Consider the following 15,234-nt stretch of genomic DNA (forward strand, 5'->3'; position numbering starts at 1 on the left):
CGGGCTCAGAGGACTCCCGCCACGACCGCGCGCATCTTGCGGCGGAACTCCGCCGGGGAGAAGCCCTGGGCCCAGGTGGTCAGGCCGGACACCGTGAAGTCACTGTCGGCAAAGGCGGTCATGGCTTCCGCCAGGGCGGCCACCACGTCTTCCTCAGTTTCGCCCTGGACCAGCACCCCGGAGATGCCGGGCCGCACGGTGTCCCGGGCACCACCTCTACCCAGGGCGATGACCGGGGTTCCGCAGGCCATCGCCTCGACGGGGACAATGCCGAAGTCCTCTTCCCCGGGCATGAGCAGGGCGCGGGCGCCGCGCACCAGGTCGCGCATCTCCGCGCCGGGGAGTCGACCCCGGAATTCCACCCCGGGGCCGGCGAGTGCTTGGGCCCGTTCCATATCCCGGCCCTCCCCGACGACGATCAACCTCACCCCGGCGCGGACCGCCGCGGCCACGCCCAGCGGAACCTGCTTATAGGGCACCAGGCGGCCGACCATGATGAAGTAGTCGCCCTTGCTCACGCTGGGGTCCGGGGTGAAGAAGGAGGTGTCCACCGGTGGGTGGACCACGGTGGCTTCCCGGTGCCACCAGTTCTCGATGCGCTCCGCCACGGCGGTGGAGTTGGCGACGATCGCGGTGACCTGCGGTGCCCATTTCTTTTCATTGGCCCGGGCCCGGTGGGCCAGCAGCTGCAACGCGGCGGTTTTGGGGAATCCGCGGGCTTCATCACGGCGGAAACCTGCGTCCCAGGCCCACCGTGCGGGGGAATGGACATAGGCCACCGAGGGGGCCCAGGTGACTCCGACTGCGGCCAGGGCAAAGGCGTGGTGGCTGACCACCACGGCATCGGGGGTGGTGCCCCGGAGGCTGCCCTGTCTCAACGCCCACGGCACCAGCGGCAGCAGCGGGGCGTAGCTCTTGCCCCGGATCGCGGTGTAGGCGTGTTGCAGGGGGCCGGTCTGTACCCGCCCCGCGAGGCCTGCCGGGATTCCGGTGGAGCGGGCGAAGGGGACGTGGATCTGGGCTTGTGGCCATTCTTTGGCCAATTCCGCGAGCACCTGTTCACTGCCTGCGATATCGGTCAGCCGTTCATGGACCAGCGCGATATTCGGGCTCATGACTCCTCTTTCCGTTTCCCACCGCGGACCGTCAGGAAGGCGGGAATTCCGCTGTCGACGAGTCTTTCCAGGGCGATGGCGGCGTATTTCGCCCGCTTGTCGCCCTTGTCGATGACCACAATTCCCAGCCCGACGCCGGCGGGGGCAACCTCCCGCCACCAGGCGTCCTGCCAGCTGACCTGGTGTATCTTGGCTTCGTCATAGGCCTTGAAGGAGTGGCCGATCACGACGTCGCCAAGCAGCAGGACCGCTTCCCCGCGCGAGAGTGCCGCGGCGGCCCGGGCCTCGGCGTTGGGGGTGAGCCCGGAGACTCCCAGCGCCCGGGCGAGTTCGGTGTCCACCCCGTAGCGGTGACCCAGGATCCGGAGCCAGAGCGAATCCGCCCTGGCGGTCCGCCGCAGGAACCACAGGGTGAGGAGGCTGACCACCAGTAGGAAGGCCAGCAGTGCCGCCACCAGGGCGGTGGCCAGGGGCATCGGCCAGACCGCCGAACCCTCGTTATTCGACTGGGAGAGGAGCAGGAGTTCGGTGTTCTGCAGCTGGGATTCACTATTTTCCGCGGCTGCCTGCTCCACCGCCGATTGCAGGTCAGCGATATCAGCTTCGGGATCCGCCGCCAACCGGGCATCAATCTGGCCCTGGATAAGGGCGATCCGACGCTGGGCCTCCGCCTGGAGATTGTTCACCGAGTCGGCGTAGAGCTGGGCACTCCGGGTGTTCAGGTTCGTCATGACCGCATCCGCCACCTGCTGCGCCTGCGCGAGGCTCTCACCCCGGGTAGCCACCTCCAGGACACCGGGGACAATGGTTTCGGCGATGGCGATCTCCGGCTCGGCGACCCCGGTCTCCGCCGTGACCGCCGCCCCGGTGATGGTGTCGGTGATCATCGTGGAATAGAGCGGCACCAGACTATCCATGGCTTCAGGGTCCACGCTGGTGTCCGTGGGGGCACCGAGCGAGACCTGGCTCCTGACCTCAAAGACCGGATCAACCTGGGTGAGCACCCCGGCGGTGAGACCACCGACGATTACTGCGGCGGCTAGTGAGCCCGGGAGGGCGCGGCGAAAAGCCGCGAAGATCAGTCCCAGATTGAGCGGGGCGGGTGCCGGGTTCAGCACGGGAGTTCTAGCAGGCATAATCAGGTCCTTTCAGGTGAAGCTGAAGAAGATGGTGCAGGGCTAGCGAGAGGCGAAGATGCGTTGCGACGCCGCGGCGACCACCCGCCGAGCGACACCCCCGCCGCCGAGGGTACCGAGGCCGCGACGGCCAGCAAGAGCCAGAAGAAGAAGTCGAGGGGGAAGATCTCCAGGTAGGTGGAGAAGGCGCCGGCCACCAGCGCGGCGACGGTCACCGCCAGGGCGCCCACGGTGAAGGCCCGCTCCAGCGGGTCACGCTGAATCAGGATCAACCTGCGCAACACCACCAGCGCGATCCCCACCACCAGCGCATAGAGGGCAAGTCCCAGCAGACCGAGCTCCAGCCCGATCTTGAGGTACTGGTTATCCGGCTGGTACACCCCGGAGAGCGAATCCGCGAGCGAGTGCACCCGCTCGGCCGCCGCACCGGTGGTCCCCAACCCCATACCGAAGGGGTGGATCAGCATCTGGGGCAGCATGGCGGACCAGTGCCCACCACGATCCAGCAAGCTGGTCGGTGACAACATCGTGGCCAGCACCCCGCCCGACTCCATCAGCAGCACCAGCGGCAGGATCAGCGCCCCGAGCCCGGCGATGGCGGCACAGATTCGCAGGATCCAGCGGTGCATCACAACTCCGAGCACGATCACCGCCGCCAGCAGCCCGATGATCGCGGCGCGGACCACCGAGGTCGCCATACTCACCAGCAGGATCGGCGAGATGAGCCAGAAGAACCTGGAGCGCCACCTCCCGGGTTCCGCCAGGGCGGTGGCACCACCGATCACCAGGACCACCATCATATAAAAGCCGAAGGGGAAGGGCTGGTTGAACGTGCCGAAACTGCGCAACAACGGACCCGCCGAGCGGATGTGCTCATTCCAGTCATAACCGAGATCGGCGAGCACCCAACCACCGACCAACTGCTGCCATAGCCCGAAGAGCGCACTGCTCAGACCGGTCCACAGCAACGAAGTGACCAACAGATCCTTATCACGCCGGGTGAAGGGGAAGAAATAGACGATCACCGTCGGAATCAAATAGAAGAAGGCGATCTTCACCGGGAAGGCGGCACCGGCCCCCAGCACCGCCACGCCGGAGATCACGCCGAAGACCACCAGGACCAGGGCCACCGGCAACCAGGGGGCCAGCGTCATCCGGTCCCGGGGGCGCGTCGCAAAGATGCAGGCACCGGCGACCGCGAGGACCGCCGCCTCCTTCCACCATGACGATGCCACCGGGGCGATATAGAGCACCCCGTGAAAGGGCACCAGGGTGGCGATGATGAGGATGCCCCACTGCGGGCGTTTCACCGACAGCAGGAAAACCAGCAGACATAGGGCCGCAGTGACGATCAAGGAGATCATGATCGCCCCCCGGTCGCCGAGGTATCCGGCGGTGCCGGCCAGGTCCACCGCGGACGCAGCAGGGATTTCGCCCAGCTCACCCCGCTCAGTTCCTCGGTCATGGCCATGCGCCGCAAGGTGAAGGGATCATCCCCGGGATGGCAGCGCCCATTGGTGAAGGTCCAGCCGCTGCGATAACCGGCACTCCGGACCTGCTCCCGGACCCAGGCGTTCTGATGTCCGAAGGGATAACACAGCTCCCGGACGTCCCGGCCACCCCAGATCGATAGCTGCTCCCGGGAACGGAGCAGTTCCGCCGCCACCTGCGCCGGAGTGAGCTCCGGCAGGGAAAGGTGCGTGGCGGTGTGCCCGCACAGCTGTGCCCCGGCGGCCACCGACTCTCGGATCTCGCCCAGGTCCATGGTGCGCTCCGCAGGTTCCCACCAGGGAGGTTTCACCCCCAGCCGCGCAGTCACCGGCAGCAGGGTCCAGGGCAGACCCTGCCCGAGGAGGTGGGGCATCGCATTGCGGTACACCCCGATCAGCGCATCATCGAAGAGGATCGCAGCTGTGCCCGCCACCGAGTCCCCCCGCAGCAGCCGGTCCGTTAATTCCGAGAAATGGATGAACCTATATCCCAACTGCTGGACCAGCTTGAGCTGTTCCCGGAAGGTTGAGACCCGCACCGCATACTGATACGGAGTGTCCTCATCGCCGATGATGTCGTGGTAGGCCAGGACAATTCCGGAGCCGCCGAAGCGATCCGCCACCGGGGTGAGCGCACCCCGCATGAAGCTACTGATTCTCGGCATGGCTACTAAGGTTCCTTCCCGAAGCTCTGCGGAGCTGCGCCCAGAGAATGGCGCTGCCGTGTCTTTCCGCCAACGCGGCGAGGAGAAGATAACTCACCCCGGCCCCGATGGTCACCGAAATCCAGGGGAAACCAAGGTCTGCGGCCAGCATCCTGGCCGGTACCGCCACCGCCGTAATGATCAGTGTCTGCCGGATCAGCAGTCCCCAGGGGGAAACCCCGGGGATCTTCAGGCTGAAGCGCAGCAGCACCAGCATGGCCACCAGCATCACGGCCTGGGTGCCGACCGTGGCCAGGGCGGCACCGTTGATCGAGAACAGCGGGATGAGCACAATATTGAATCCGATATTCATGAACAGACCAGCCAGGGCGATCCAGGGGAACACCCTGAGCTTTTTCGCCGACACCAGTGCGGTAATCACCACAAAGGTGAGACCACCGAGCCCCGCAGCGGTGACCATCAGTGCCGCCGCGTTCGCCGACCCGATGAACTCCTGCCCGTAGAGCAGGGTGATCACCGATTCGCTGGCGGGCCAGAACAAGACGATGGCCAGGCCGCTCAGCAATGTCGCCACCGCCAGTGGCTGAAACACCCGCGATTGGAACTCCGCCGGATGGTGCGGCCATGCTCTGACCAGCACCGTGGTGAACGGCACCGCGAGGGCCCCGACCACCAGGCCGAGCAGGTCCGAGAACTTATAGCCGATGGCGTAGAGGCCGACCGCTTCGAAGGTGTCCAGCCGCTGCAGCATCAGCATGTCGATGCGTTCCAGGGCGGTAATCAAGGCGAAACCGATCGAGATCGGCAGTGCCTCCCGCAACATCTCCCCCCAGTGGGCGAAGGGGGTCCGGAAGGAGGGACGGAAGTCCTTCTCGTAGATCTGGGGAATTCCGATGCCACGGCCGACAAAGACCACCACCTCCCTGATGATCGCAGGGAATAGGAACCACAACAGGGTGGGGGAAAAAGCGGCGACCAGCAGGATCAACAGGAACTGCACCACCTGGCCGAGGATGTCCCAGACCGCGATATAGGTCAGCCGGAGTTTGCTCTGGTAGAGCACGAAAAAAGCATTGGCAGGGGTCGCCAGCACCACCGTGGTCCCAGCTAACGCCGCGGCGGCCACCACCAGGGGGGACAGCCCGGTGAAGTAGGCGTAGCCGACCGCCAGCAGATAGCCGATCACTCCCAGCAGGGCACGCAGCACGATGAAAGAACCCGCGATCCGGGAGACCTCCGCCGCTTTGCTGGAGTTCAGCCGGGCCAGCACCACCCGCCCCACCCCGAGGTCCGTGACCACCTCAAGGATGCCGAGCAGGGCGAAGACGAAGGAGTAGCGGCCCCAGTCATCACCGGTCAGGGTTCGGGCGATGATCACGCTGCCCGCCCAGCCCAGGGCGGCGGTACTCAACCGCCCCACAATCATGGCGGTGGTGCTGCTCAAGAGCTGCCGGTTCTCACTCTTCTCCGGCTTCAGCTGCTCAAGCGCAGGGGAAGGTGCTGCTCCCGGCGGATCGATGGTACTCATCGCCGGATCTTTCCGGCCAGCGCAACCAGCTTCGGTGTGAACTCCTGATAACGACGGTAGTTCTTCTCACTGGCCCGCCCGATCACCCGGGAAACCGGAAGCTGCCAGGACTTCTCCCGCGGCGTGGCAAAAATAGTGCCCACCTCATAGTCCGAGGTCTGCCAATCCACCTTATAACTCGATTGCCCGATCAACTGGTCGGACTGGTAGATGCCATAATCATCGTGATGATCGGCCAGAAACTCGATCATCTGGTGTCCGGGGGCGAGCTTGCCGAAATCGGGATCAAAGCGGGTGTACCAGGCTTCCTCACGGTCCCCGGACTGAAACTGGACGTCGATGGCCACCATCGTGGAATCCACCCGCAGTCCCAGCAGCAGCAAATGCCCGTTCGCCGCCTCCTCCTGCAAAAAGCGTCGACCGAACTCCCCATATGCGCCGGCCAGGAGATTGAGCTTTCCGGACTCATCCGCCTCCCGGGCGACCTCGGTGACCCGCACGATCTCCTCCCACCGGGCCGCAAGTTCCGCCGGGGTGCGGATGACCTCGAACTCCACCGGACCAATATCCCGGGCCATGGCATCTCGGGCCACCCGCAGGCGCTTGAGGGTCTTTTTGCTCCGGAAATCCCGCGCCCGGCTCCCCGGTGGCAGGTCCGTCACCGGGCAGCGCTCATCACTCCGGAAGTCGACGATCCAGTCCCCGCTCGCCAGCAGTTCCGCGAGCAACGGGGAATCCGCCGGGGTATGGGTCAGTTCCAGCAGCACCCCGGCATCGCGGATGCCGGATACCAGAGACCCTAACGCGGACTTATCGACGAACAATGCCTCACCGATGGTTCCCAGGCCATGGCCCAGCCAGCGGTGGGAGGTGATACCCGCCCGCTTCCTGGTGTGCAGGGGAAGCAGTGCCACCAGCCGGTTACCCCGGTGGACGGTAGCCAAAGCCAGTTCTCCCTTGCCGAGGGTCTCAAACCAGGTCCAGGCGTAGGAAGGCCGGGAGGCGAACTTGGTGGAGACCTGCTCCCCGAGTTCCGCCCACTGGCGCTTCAGTTCCGGGCTCAGGGTGGCATGCAGACCGAAGCTCTCCTCCCTTGCCCCGGCATCGGCCACCGGCTCCGGAGCTGACGCAGTATCGAATCCGGCGGCCCGCCGCAGTTCCTGCAGAATCACCTCGGTGGAGTCCCGGAGGTTATAGCGCTCCCGGACCCGGTGATACCCGGCCTGACCCAGCTGCGCCCGCAGCTCGGGGTCGTCGATAAGCCGGTGTAGTGCTTCAGCGACGGGTTGCCGCCGGTGACAGTCCACCAGGTAGCCGGTCTCGCCCTCGGCGATCATCTCCGGGATCGCGCCGTTCGGATGCGCGATGACCGGAAGACCGGCAGCCATGGCCTCCAGGATGACATTCGGGGCCTGATCGATCGTCGAGGGAAAACACATGATGTCGGCCGCAGCGAGAATCTCCCAGAGCCGCTCCTCCCCCGGTGTGAGATCATTGATCACCCTCAGCCCCGCCTCCGGAGGCACCTCTTCCAGGGTGACCAGGGTCAGATCAGCTTTCCCCTTGAGCTCCTCCCGCCAGATCTCCAGCAGCAGGTTGCCGCCTTTGCGCTCCAGACTGGTGCCGAGGAAAACGATATTCGGGCGCTTGGCGGGATCCCGCGCCGGCAACGGGGCGGTGAAATAAGGCGAGTGGATTCCCATCTCCAGGTGTTCAACCTGGCTGGGGGCCAGCAGATAATCCGCCGAGCGAAGTGAATCCACCACCTTCTTCGTGTTCGCGAAAACCTTCGTGGCGGACTTCAACACAGGGCGCTCGAAGAAGAGGTTGAGCTTGCTCAGCGGTGCGGTGAATCGGGTGGGTTTCCGGTAGGGAATGCTGAAAACATTGAGCCGGCCGGTGCTGTCCGTGGTGATCACGGTGGGAATCCCCCGCAGCAGCTTCGCCCCACCGAGCATGGTGTTCTGGGTATAGAGGTGGACGGCATCGACATCACCGGCGGCCAGGCGTTTCTTGACCCGCCGCTTCATATTCCAGGAGTGCACCAGCTGACCGCGCAGCGGCTGCAGATCCAGATCCAGGCGTGCCAGACCCGGAATCGGGGCCCGGAGGATCTTACCCAGGATCCCCGGATCCTGACCATCTAAGAATTCCACCTCGACATCATCGCGCTCAGCGAAGATCTTCCGGAAAGAGGCATGGACGGTCCGGTGACCACCGATATTTTCATTGATGAAGAGGAAACGAGGCGGGCGGGGGTGCATGTCCAGGACCTTTCCGTGGCGATGATCCACATGAGGTATCGACGACCGAGGTCCCACATCAAGCCAGAGGGTGTGACCGCCGACACTTCCGTTGTCAATATAGCCTTAAAAGAGACTAATTGTCACTGAAATGCCCGCCCGGTTTATTGTCCCTATTTTTGGCAGGGAAACCAATTGGCCCTTCGCGGCCTGGGAACGATTACCAGCACGCTTTTCGGCACCGACCACAGGGCGCCCGCCGCATAGCCGGATGCGACCCACTCCTGCCGGTAGGCATTGCCGCCGATCATCGTGCCAAAGGTGGTGATCCCCCACCCCTCATCGTGGTTGCTGATGTCCTGGAGGAGTTGGTGCCCCAGCTCAGCCTCGCCACCGGGCCCGGTGTCCCGAAGTTCACCAACCACCAGACCAGAATTACAACGGCGAGATGGTGTGCTTCTTCGGCAGGTCTTCCTGGCGCTTGGTGGCCAGCTGGCGCAGTGCCCGACGCAGGGCCAGGCGGGTCTCCCGTGGCTGGATCATCGCGTCGATGAAGCCACGTTCGGCGGCCACATAGGGGCTGGTCATGTTTTCGTCATAGAAGTCCATGAAGACCTTCTTGAGGTAACCACGCTGCTCCGGCGGTGCGGCATCGAGCTGCTTGCCCTGGATCATCACCACGGCGGCAGCTGAGCCCATCACGGCGATCTGGGCGGTCGGCCAGGCCAGGTTGATATCACCGGAGAGGTTCTTGGAACCCATCACGGCATAGGCCCCGCCGTAGGCCTTACGCACAATCAGTGTCACCTTGGGGACGGTGGCTTCAACGACGGCGAAGGCGAGCTTGGCACCACGGTGGATCAGGCCGGACTTCTCCTGCTCCACGCCCGGCAGATAGCCCGGGGTGTCCACGACAAAGACGATGGGGATGTTGTAGGCGTCGCAGGTGCGGATGAAGCGGGCACCCTTGTCGGCGGCATCGGCGTCGATGCAGCCGGCGAACTGCAGCGGCTGGTTGGCCACGAAGCCGACGGCGCGGCCGTCGATACGCCCGAAGGCGGTGATCAGGTTCGGGCCGTAGTTCGGTTGGATCTCCACCAGGGCGTCATCGTCACCGATCTTGGCCAGCAGGTCCATCATGTCGTAGCCGGCGTTGGTGTCATCCGGCATAAAGGAGTCCAACTCGAGGTCCTCGGCGACGTCCGCATCGCTGGGGGCATCGAAGACCGGGGCCGGATCGAAGCAGCTGGAGGGCAGGTGCTCGAGGAGCTCATGGACGTACTCGAAGGCCTCCTCCTCATTCGCGAGGACGGCGGCGATATTGCCGTTGAGCTCCTGCTGGCGGGCGCCCCCCAGCTCAGCGGAGGTGACCTGCTCGCCGGTGACCTCCTTGATCACGTTGGGACCGGTCACGTACATCTCCGTCTCGCCGTCGACGGCGATGACGAAGTCGGTGGTCACCGGGGCATAGACGGCGCCACCGGCGGATTTGCCGAGCATGATCGAGATCTGCGGGCTCCGGCCCGAGAGCGGCATCTGGCGACGCGCGATCTCGGAGTACATGGCCAGCGAGGTCACCGCATCCTGGATGCGGGCGCCACCGGAGTCCTGGATGCCGATGACGGGGCAACCGGTCCGGATAGCCATGTCCATGACCTCGGACACCTTGCGGCCGAAGGTCACACCGACGGAACCGCCGTAGACGGTCTTATCATGCGCGTAGACGGCGACCGGGCGGCCGTCGATACGCCCATAACCGGTGACCACGCCATCGCTGTAGAGCGCGTCCGGGTCGCCCGGGGTCTTGGCCAGCGCGCCGATCTCCATGAAGGAACCGTCGTCGAGAAGGCGGTTGATGCGCTGACGCGGGGTGGAGCGGCCAGCCTCATCGCGGCGGGCGCGAGCCCGCTCGCTGCCCGGGTCCTGTGCCTTTTCCAGGCGGGAACGCAGGTCCGCGAGCTTCTCCGCGGTCGTGCTGGCTGTCACGTCTACTCCATCTCGATTCCGTAAATCTCGCGCCACTCTCGGACGGCCAACCCCCGCACACGCGGGGCGCGCAGGACAATGAACCGAGAGTCCGACTTAAATTTCTAAAGCTCGCCGATCCGGCGGGTCAGGTGCGCACCCACCGTACCGATGGCAGGCTCGTCCACGATGGCGAGGTGATCGCCGGGGAGCTCAATGATGTCCAAATCATCCACAATAGTCGACCAGCCACCATCCAGGTCAATTTCCGCATAAGCCGGTTCCAACTCGATGGCACCATCATGCATGCGCTCCGCACGGAAGAGCAGCACCGGAACCTTGACCTGTGCCCAGCGGGCGAAGTCGACGGTGTCCAGGATGCGGTTGTCCACGAAGCTGGCGCGCTGGTGCTCGAGCACGCCAGCGGAAATGCCGTGGGCGGAGGCATCTGCACTGCCCAGGAACTGTTCCAGCATGGCCAGCATGGCTTCCTCACCGGCGGTCTCCAGCAGCTCATAGGGCACATCGAATTCAAGGCCGTAGGTCTTGGCGGCGAAGGCGGAGTAGCGCTCCCAACGCTTCTTCGTCTCCTCCATGGTGTCCGGGGCCGGATGTGCCGGCTGGACGGTGTCCAGCAGCGCGATCAGGGCCACCTCGACATCAGTCTCACGCAGCTGCTCCGCCACCTCATAGGCCAGGGCACCACCGAAGCTCCAACCACCGAGGACCACCGGCTGCCCGGCAGCGAAGGTGCGGATCTCATCAAGGTACTGGGCGGCACGATCCTCCAGGCCACCCTCCAGGCGTTCCACGCCATAGACGGGGACCTCGGCGGGCAGACGGCGCATCAGCGGCTGGTAGACCACGGAGGAACCACCGGCCGGATGGAAGAGGAACACACCCGGCGCGGTGGAGCCTTCCGGGCGGGTCCGCAGGACGCGGATATTGCCCTCAACCTCGGTCTCCAGGCCCTCGCGCACCAGGTCGGAGAGCGGCTCGAGAGTCTCGGCGGCCAGCACCTGGGCGGTGGTGATCTCCAGGCCGGCGCGCTCGCTCAGTCGCTCGGCGATCTGGGTGGCGGTGGCCTCATCGATCTGCGGCAGCGGGCTGGTCACACCTGCCGCCGCCGTTCCGGTGATACCGGCCCAGGTACCGAAAACAGCGCGCTCGGAAGCATCACGCGGGGCGACCCCCACGCCGCCCCCACCCTGGGCTGCTGCGCCAGCTGCGACCTCAGCCGGAGCTGCCGGAGTAGCCGGAGTAGCCGGAGCTGCCGCTGCGGCAGGCTCCCGCCCGGCGACCTGCTCCTCGACGAGCTTGACCACATCGGCCACGGAGGCGTCGCGAAGCGCCTGGACCTGCAGCGGCGGGATCTGGAAATCATTTTCAATGCGGTTCTTGATGCGCATGCCCATCAGAGAGTCCAGGCCGAGGTCGATCAGCGGCAGCTCACGCGGCAGGTCATCAACGTCATATCCCATGGATTCCGAGACAATGGTCTTCATGCGCTGCTCAACGGACTCGGTGGCCGAGTCCCAACGCACCGCCTCAACCGTGAGGTCGCTGTACTCCGCCGCGGTGGCGGACTGCGCGGCAGAGGGCGTCACGGTCTGCACCCCCAGGTTCGGGGTGGCCCCACCGAGCGCGATATTGGCGCCGACGGCGAAACCTTCAGCCACCAGGGTGGTCTGCTCATCCACCACGTGGTACACCGCGATGGAGGCGCCACCCAGGTTGCGGGTGACCACGGTGGTCAGCTCGCCATTGGGCGGCAGGGTGCCGTGTTCCTCGGAGGCCACCAGCTGGGAGCCCGGCAGGGCCTCGGCAGCGGCGGCTTCTAGTACAGCCAGTGCGGAAGGGGCGAGGTCGGCGCTGGCCGCGAAAGCCACGATGCCGCCTGGCAAGGTGATCCTGGTGCCCGGCAGGCGGGTTGCACCGCCGGAGGAGGGACGCGCGTTGGTCCAGTAGCGCTGGTGCTTCCAGCGCACATGCGGGGCGTCGATACGCGCGCCGTCACCGGAGAGCAGGGCGAAGTCGACCGGGGCCCCGGCGACGTAGAGCTTGGCCAGCAGGTCACGGATGGAGTCGGCGGCATTGACCTTGCGCTTGAGCACGAAGAGCAACTGGGCGTCCGCCCGGCCCACGGCGAAGGCGGTGTTCATCATGCCCATCATCGCCACCGGGTTCGGGGCGATCTCGACGAGGATGTTGTGGCCGGCGGCGAAGGCCTGCTCGGTGGCGGACTGGAAGTGGACCACTTGGCGGGTGCAGCGCAGCCAGTACTCGGAGTCGTGGACGATCGCGCCCGGCTGGTAGACCACGCCTTCGTCGACGGAGCTGAACAGCGGGACCTGCAGCGGCAGGGCGGTGATGCCGGCGGTTTCGAAGGCCAGCTCACCGAGCAGCGGTTCCACGGCGCTGGTGTGCCCGGCGCCCTTGACGTTGAGCTTGCGGGCGAACTTCCCCGCGTCCTCGAGGCGGGTGACCAGGGCATCGACGGCCGACTGCGGACCGCCGACGGTGGTCATGCCGGGGCCGGCGTAGACGGCGGGCTCGATGCCGGCCAGTTCCTCGACGGTGGCGGTCAGTGCAGCAAGTTCCGCAGGAGACAGTTCCACCACGGCCATCGCGCCGAGTTGATCCTCCGGCAGGGACTTCTCACCCTCGCCCATCAGGCGGGCACGGTGGCAGGCGATCTGCATGGCGTCCTCGGCGGAGAGACCACCGGCGGCATAGGCCGCCCCGATCTCACCCATGGACATGCCCATCACGGCGGACGGCTTGGCACCGAAGGTGGCCAGCAGGTCCGTCAGCGCGATCTGGATGGCGGTGATCGCCACCTGGGCGGTCTCAGTGTCATAGGTCTGTTCATCGTCGTTGACGATGTCCATGAGTGACCAGCCGGACTCGAAGTCCACCCGCTCATCCAACTCCAGCAGACGGGCGGCGAAGATCGGGGAAAGCTCGATCAGGTCCTTGGCCATCTGGCGGTGCTGGGAACCGAAACCGGAGTAGACGAAGACCGGGCCGGCCTGGTCCGGGGAGTCGGCGGCGGCGATGCCGACGCTGACCTTGCCCTCGGCGACCTGGCGCAGGCGCTTGACGGCCTCCTCGATATTCGAGGCCTGGATGACGGCGCGGGAACGGCCGTGGTTATGGCCGGCCAGGGAACGTGCCAGCGGTACCAGGTCGGTATCGGCACGGCCCTCCAGGAAGTCGGCGAGCACGGCGGCCGCGTCACGACGCCGCGAAGGCAGCAGGCCGGAGACCGGCAGCGCCACGGCATTCGGGTTCGCCGGATCGCTGAGCTGGGCGGCGCGCTGGCGCGGGGTGTCCTCATAGTCGGCGGCCACGAACTCGGAGACCACGACGTGGGCGTTGGTGCCACCGAAACCGAAACCGGAGACACCGGCGAGCTTGCGGCCCGAGTAGGTCGGCCACTCGCGGGGATCCTCCACGATCTCGAGGCGCTCGGCATCGAAGTCGATGTAGCGGTTGGGATCGGAGTAGTGCAGGGACGGCGGGATCACATTATTGTGGATGCCCAGCACGACCTTGATCAGCCCGGCCGCACCGGCGGCGGACTCGGTGTGGCCGAAGTTGGTCTTCGCGGAGCCCAGCAGGGTCGGGTGGGAGGCCTGGCGGTCACGGCCGAGGACCGCACCCAGGGCGGTGGCCTCGATCGGATCTCCGAGGATGGTGCCGGTGCCGTGGGCCTCGACGTAGTCGACCTCTTCCGGCGCCACCCCGGCATCGAGGTAGGCGCGCTCGAGGACATCAACCTGGGCATCAGGATTCGGGGCGGTCAGGCCATTGGAGCGGCCATCGGAGTTGACGGCCGAGCCCTTGATCACGGCGAGGATCTCATCGCCCTCGGCGAGGGCATCCTCGACGCGTTTGAGCACCAGCACGCCCGCGCCATCGGAACGCACGAAACCATCGGCATCATCGGAGAAGGCGTGAATCTTGCCGGTGGGGCTGAACACGCCCAGCTCACCGAAACCGGTGGAGACAAACGGCGAGGCCAGGATGTTCACGCCACCGGACACGGCGACATCCGCCTCACCCGAGCGCAGGGCGCGCACGGCCTGGTGGACCGCGACCAGGGAGGAGGAGCAGGCGGTGTCCACGCTGATGGAGGGACCGCGGAAATCGAAGGCGTAGGAGATCCGGTTCGGGATGATCGAGCTGGCGGTGCCGGTCAGCGCATAGGGGTGCGCCTCTGCCGGGTCGGCGGCGATCATCATGCCGTAATCATTATTCGAGGAACCGATGAAGACACCCACTGAGCCGCCCCGGAGTTCATTGGCCGGGATATGGGCGTTCTCGAAGGCCTCCCAGGTCAGCTCCAGCAGGATCCGCTGCTGCGGATCCATGTTGGCGGCCTCGAGCGGGGACAGCCCGAAGAACTCGGTGTCGAAGGAGGCGATGTCCTTGAGGTAGCCGCCGGTGGTGTTGGTGTCCTCGATCTTCTTGGCCATCACCTGATCGCCGGAGTACTCCGACCACCGGCCGATCGGCAGAGCACCGAGGCCATCACGGCCCTCGACCAGCAGCTGCCACATCTCCTCGAGGTTCTCCGCACCCGGGAAGCGGGCCGCCAGGCCGACGATGGCGATGTCGTGGCTGCCCGGCCCCTGGGCGCCGCCACCGAGGCGGCGCTGGGAGGAGTTCGTGGCGGTCGCGCGGGTGGCGCGGTCCTCGCCCTCGATCAGTCGCTTGGCCAGCGCGTTGATCGTCGGGTACTCATAGGTGATGGTGGCCTCGAGTTGGACATCGAGCAGGTTCTCCAGCTCGCCGGAAAGCACCACCGCATCGCGGGAAGACAGGCCGAAGCTCTCCATCGGTTTATCATCGGTGACCTCCTCTGCCGGCAGTCCGGTGGTGGCGATGACCCAGTCACGCAGCCAGGCGCGAAGCTGTTCGATGGTCATGGGCGCCTGGGACGCGGGAGACTGGCTCTGATCCATACGGAGGTCTCATCCTTTGACATATTCTCGTGGTGGTGCAGCAAAGATAGTTCCTATCGGAGGTATATCTCCGGCAGCCACCAATTCGTTTCATATTCGGACTCTCGGGGCTGAACCCCGGG

Annotated in this window: 9 protein-coding genes; all 9 read right to left on the reverse strand. The window is 65.7% G+C overall.

Going from position 1 to position 15,234, the window contains the following annotated elements; all coding sequences use genetic code 11:
- Positions 1 to 5: 5 nt before the first annotated feature.
- The 9 genes from ACTU46_RS13910 to pks13 all read right to left on the reverse strand — a co-directional run bounded on the left by ACTU46_RS13910 (position 6) and on the right by pks13 (position 15,076).
- Complete coding sequence (locus tag ACTU46_RS13910; protein ID WP_443382770.1) at positions 6 to 1,115, reverse strand: glycosyltransferase; 1,110 nt, start codon at positions 1,113 to 1,115, stop codon at positions 6 to 8.
- Positions 1,112 to 2,251, reverse strand: coding sequence for a hypothetical protein (locus ACTU46_RS13915; RefSeq protein ID WP_443382773.1), 1,140 nt, complete (start codon positions 2,249 to 2,251; stop codon positions 1,112 to 1,114). Before ACTU46_RS13915 ends, ACTU46_RS13910 begins: the two co-directional genes overlap by 4 nt.
- Positions 2,252 to 2,253: 2 nt before the next feature.
- Entirely contained in the window at positions 2,254 to 3,615 is a 1,362-nt protein-coding gene (locus tag ACTU46_RS13920; RefSeq protein ID WP_443382776.1) for an O-antigen ligase family protein, read from the reverse strand.
- Positions 3,612 to 4,406 (reverse strand): polysaccharide deacetylase family protein, encoded by a 795-nt coding sequence (locus ACTU46_RS13925; RefSeq protein ID WP_443382778.1) that lies wholly within the window; start codon positions 4,404 to 4,406, stop codon positions 3,612 to 3,614. Before ACTU46_RS13925 ends, ACTU46_RS13920 begins: the two co-directional genes overlap by 4 nt.
- Complete coding sequence (locus tag ACTU46_RS13930) at positions 4,390 to 5,934, reverse strand: flippase (protein ID WP_443382780.1); 1,545 nt, start codon at positions 5,932 to 5,934, stop codon at positions 4,390 to 4,392. The genes ACTU46_RS13925 and ACTU46_RS13930 overlap by 17 nt, the downstream gene beginning before the upstream one ends.
- Positions 5,931 to 8,198 (reverse strand): GNAT family N-acetyltransferase, encoded by a 2,268-nt coding sequence (locus ACTU46_RS13935; RefSeq protein ID WP_443382783.1) that lies wholly within the window; start codon positions 8,196 to 8,198, stop codon positions 5,931 to 5,933. The genes ACTU46_RS13930 and ACTU46_RS13935 overlap by 4 nt, the downstream gene beginning before the upstream one ends.
- 152 nt (positions 8,199 to 8,350) lie before the next feature.
- Positions 8,351 to 8,602, reverse strand: coding sequence for a hypothetical protein (locus ACTU46_RS13940; RefSeq protein WP_443382786.1), 252 nt, complete (start codon positions 8,600 to 8,602; stop codon positions 8,351 to 8,353).
- Positions 8,603 to 8,612: 10 nt separating this feature from the next.
- Positions 8,613 to 10,163 (reverse strand): acyl-CoA carboxylase subunit beta, encoded by a 1,551-nt coding sequence (locus ACTU46_RS13945; RefSeq protein ID WP_443382788.1) that lies wholly within the window; start codon positions 10,161 to 10,163, stop codon positions 8,613 to 8,615.
- A gap of 104 nt (positions 10,164 to 10,267) precedes the next feature.
- Complete coding sequence (gene pks13, locus ACTU46_RS13950; RefSeq protein ID WP_443382887.1) at positions 10,268 to 15,076, reverse strand: polyketide synthase Pks13; 4,809 nt, start codon at positions 15,074 to 15,076, stop codon at positions 10,268 to 10,270.
- Positions 15,077 to 15,234: the final 158 nt, after the last annotated feature.

Source organism: Corynebacterium sp. A21, assembly GCF_052266655.1.
Taxonomy (GTDB): Bacteria; Actinomycetota; Actinomycetes; order Mycobacteriales; family Mycobacteriaceae; genus Corynebacterium.

What these genes read in the sequence shown, in the direction of transcription:
- ACTU46_RS13920 (WP_443382776.1), bottom strand. Translation starts at nt 3,615, where the DNA reads ATGATCTCCTTGATCGTCACTGCGGCCCTATGTCTGCTGGTTTTCCTG.
- pks13 (WP_443382887.1), bottom strand. Translation starts at nt 15,076, where the DNA reads ATGACCATCGAACAGCTTCGCGCCTGGCTGCGTGACTGGGTCATCGCC.
- ACTU46_RS13925 (WP_443382778.1), bottom strand. Translation starts at nt 4,406, where the DNA reads ATGCCGAGAATCAGTAGCTTCATGCGGGGTGCGCTCACCCCGGTGGCG.
- ACTU46_RS13930 (WP_443382780.1), bottom strand. Translation starts at nt 5,934, where the DNA reads ATGAGTACCATCGATCCGCCGGGAGCAGCACCTTCCCCTGCGCTTGAG.
- ACTU46_RS13910 (WP_443382770.1), bottom strand. Translation starts at nt 1,115, where the DNA reads ATGAGCCCGAATATCGCGCTGGTCCATGAACGGCTGACCGATATCGCA.
- ACTU46_RS13915 (WP_443382773.1), bottom strand. Translation starts at nt 2,251, where the DNA reads ATGCCTGCTAGAACTCCCGTGCTGAACCCGGCACCCGCCCCGCTCAAT.
- ACTU46_RS13935 (WP_443382783.1), bottom strand. Translation starts at nt 8,198, where the DNA reads ATGCACCCCCGCCCGCCTCGTTTCCTCTTCATCAATGAAAATATCGGT.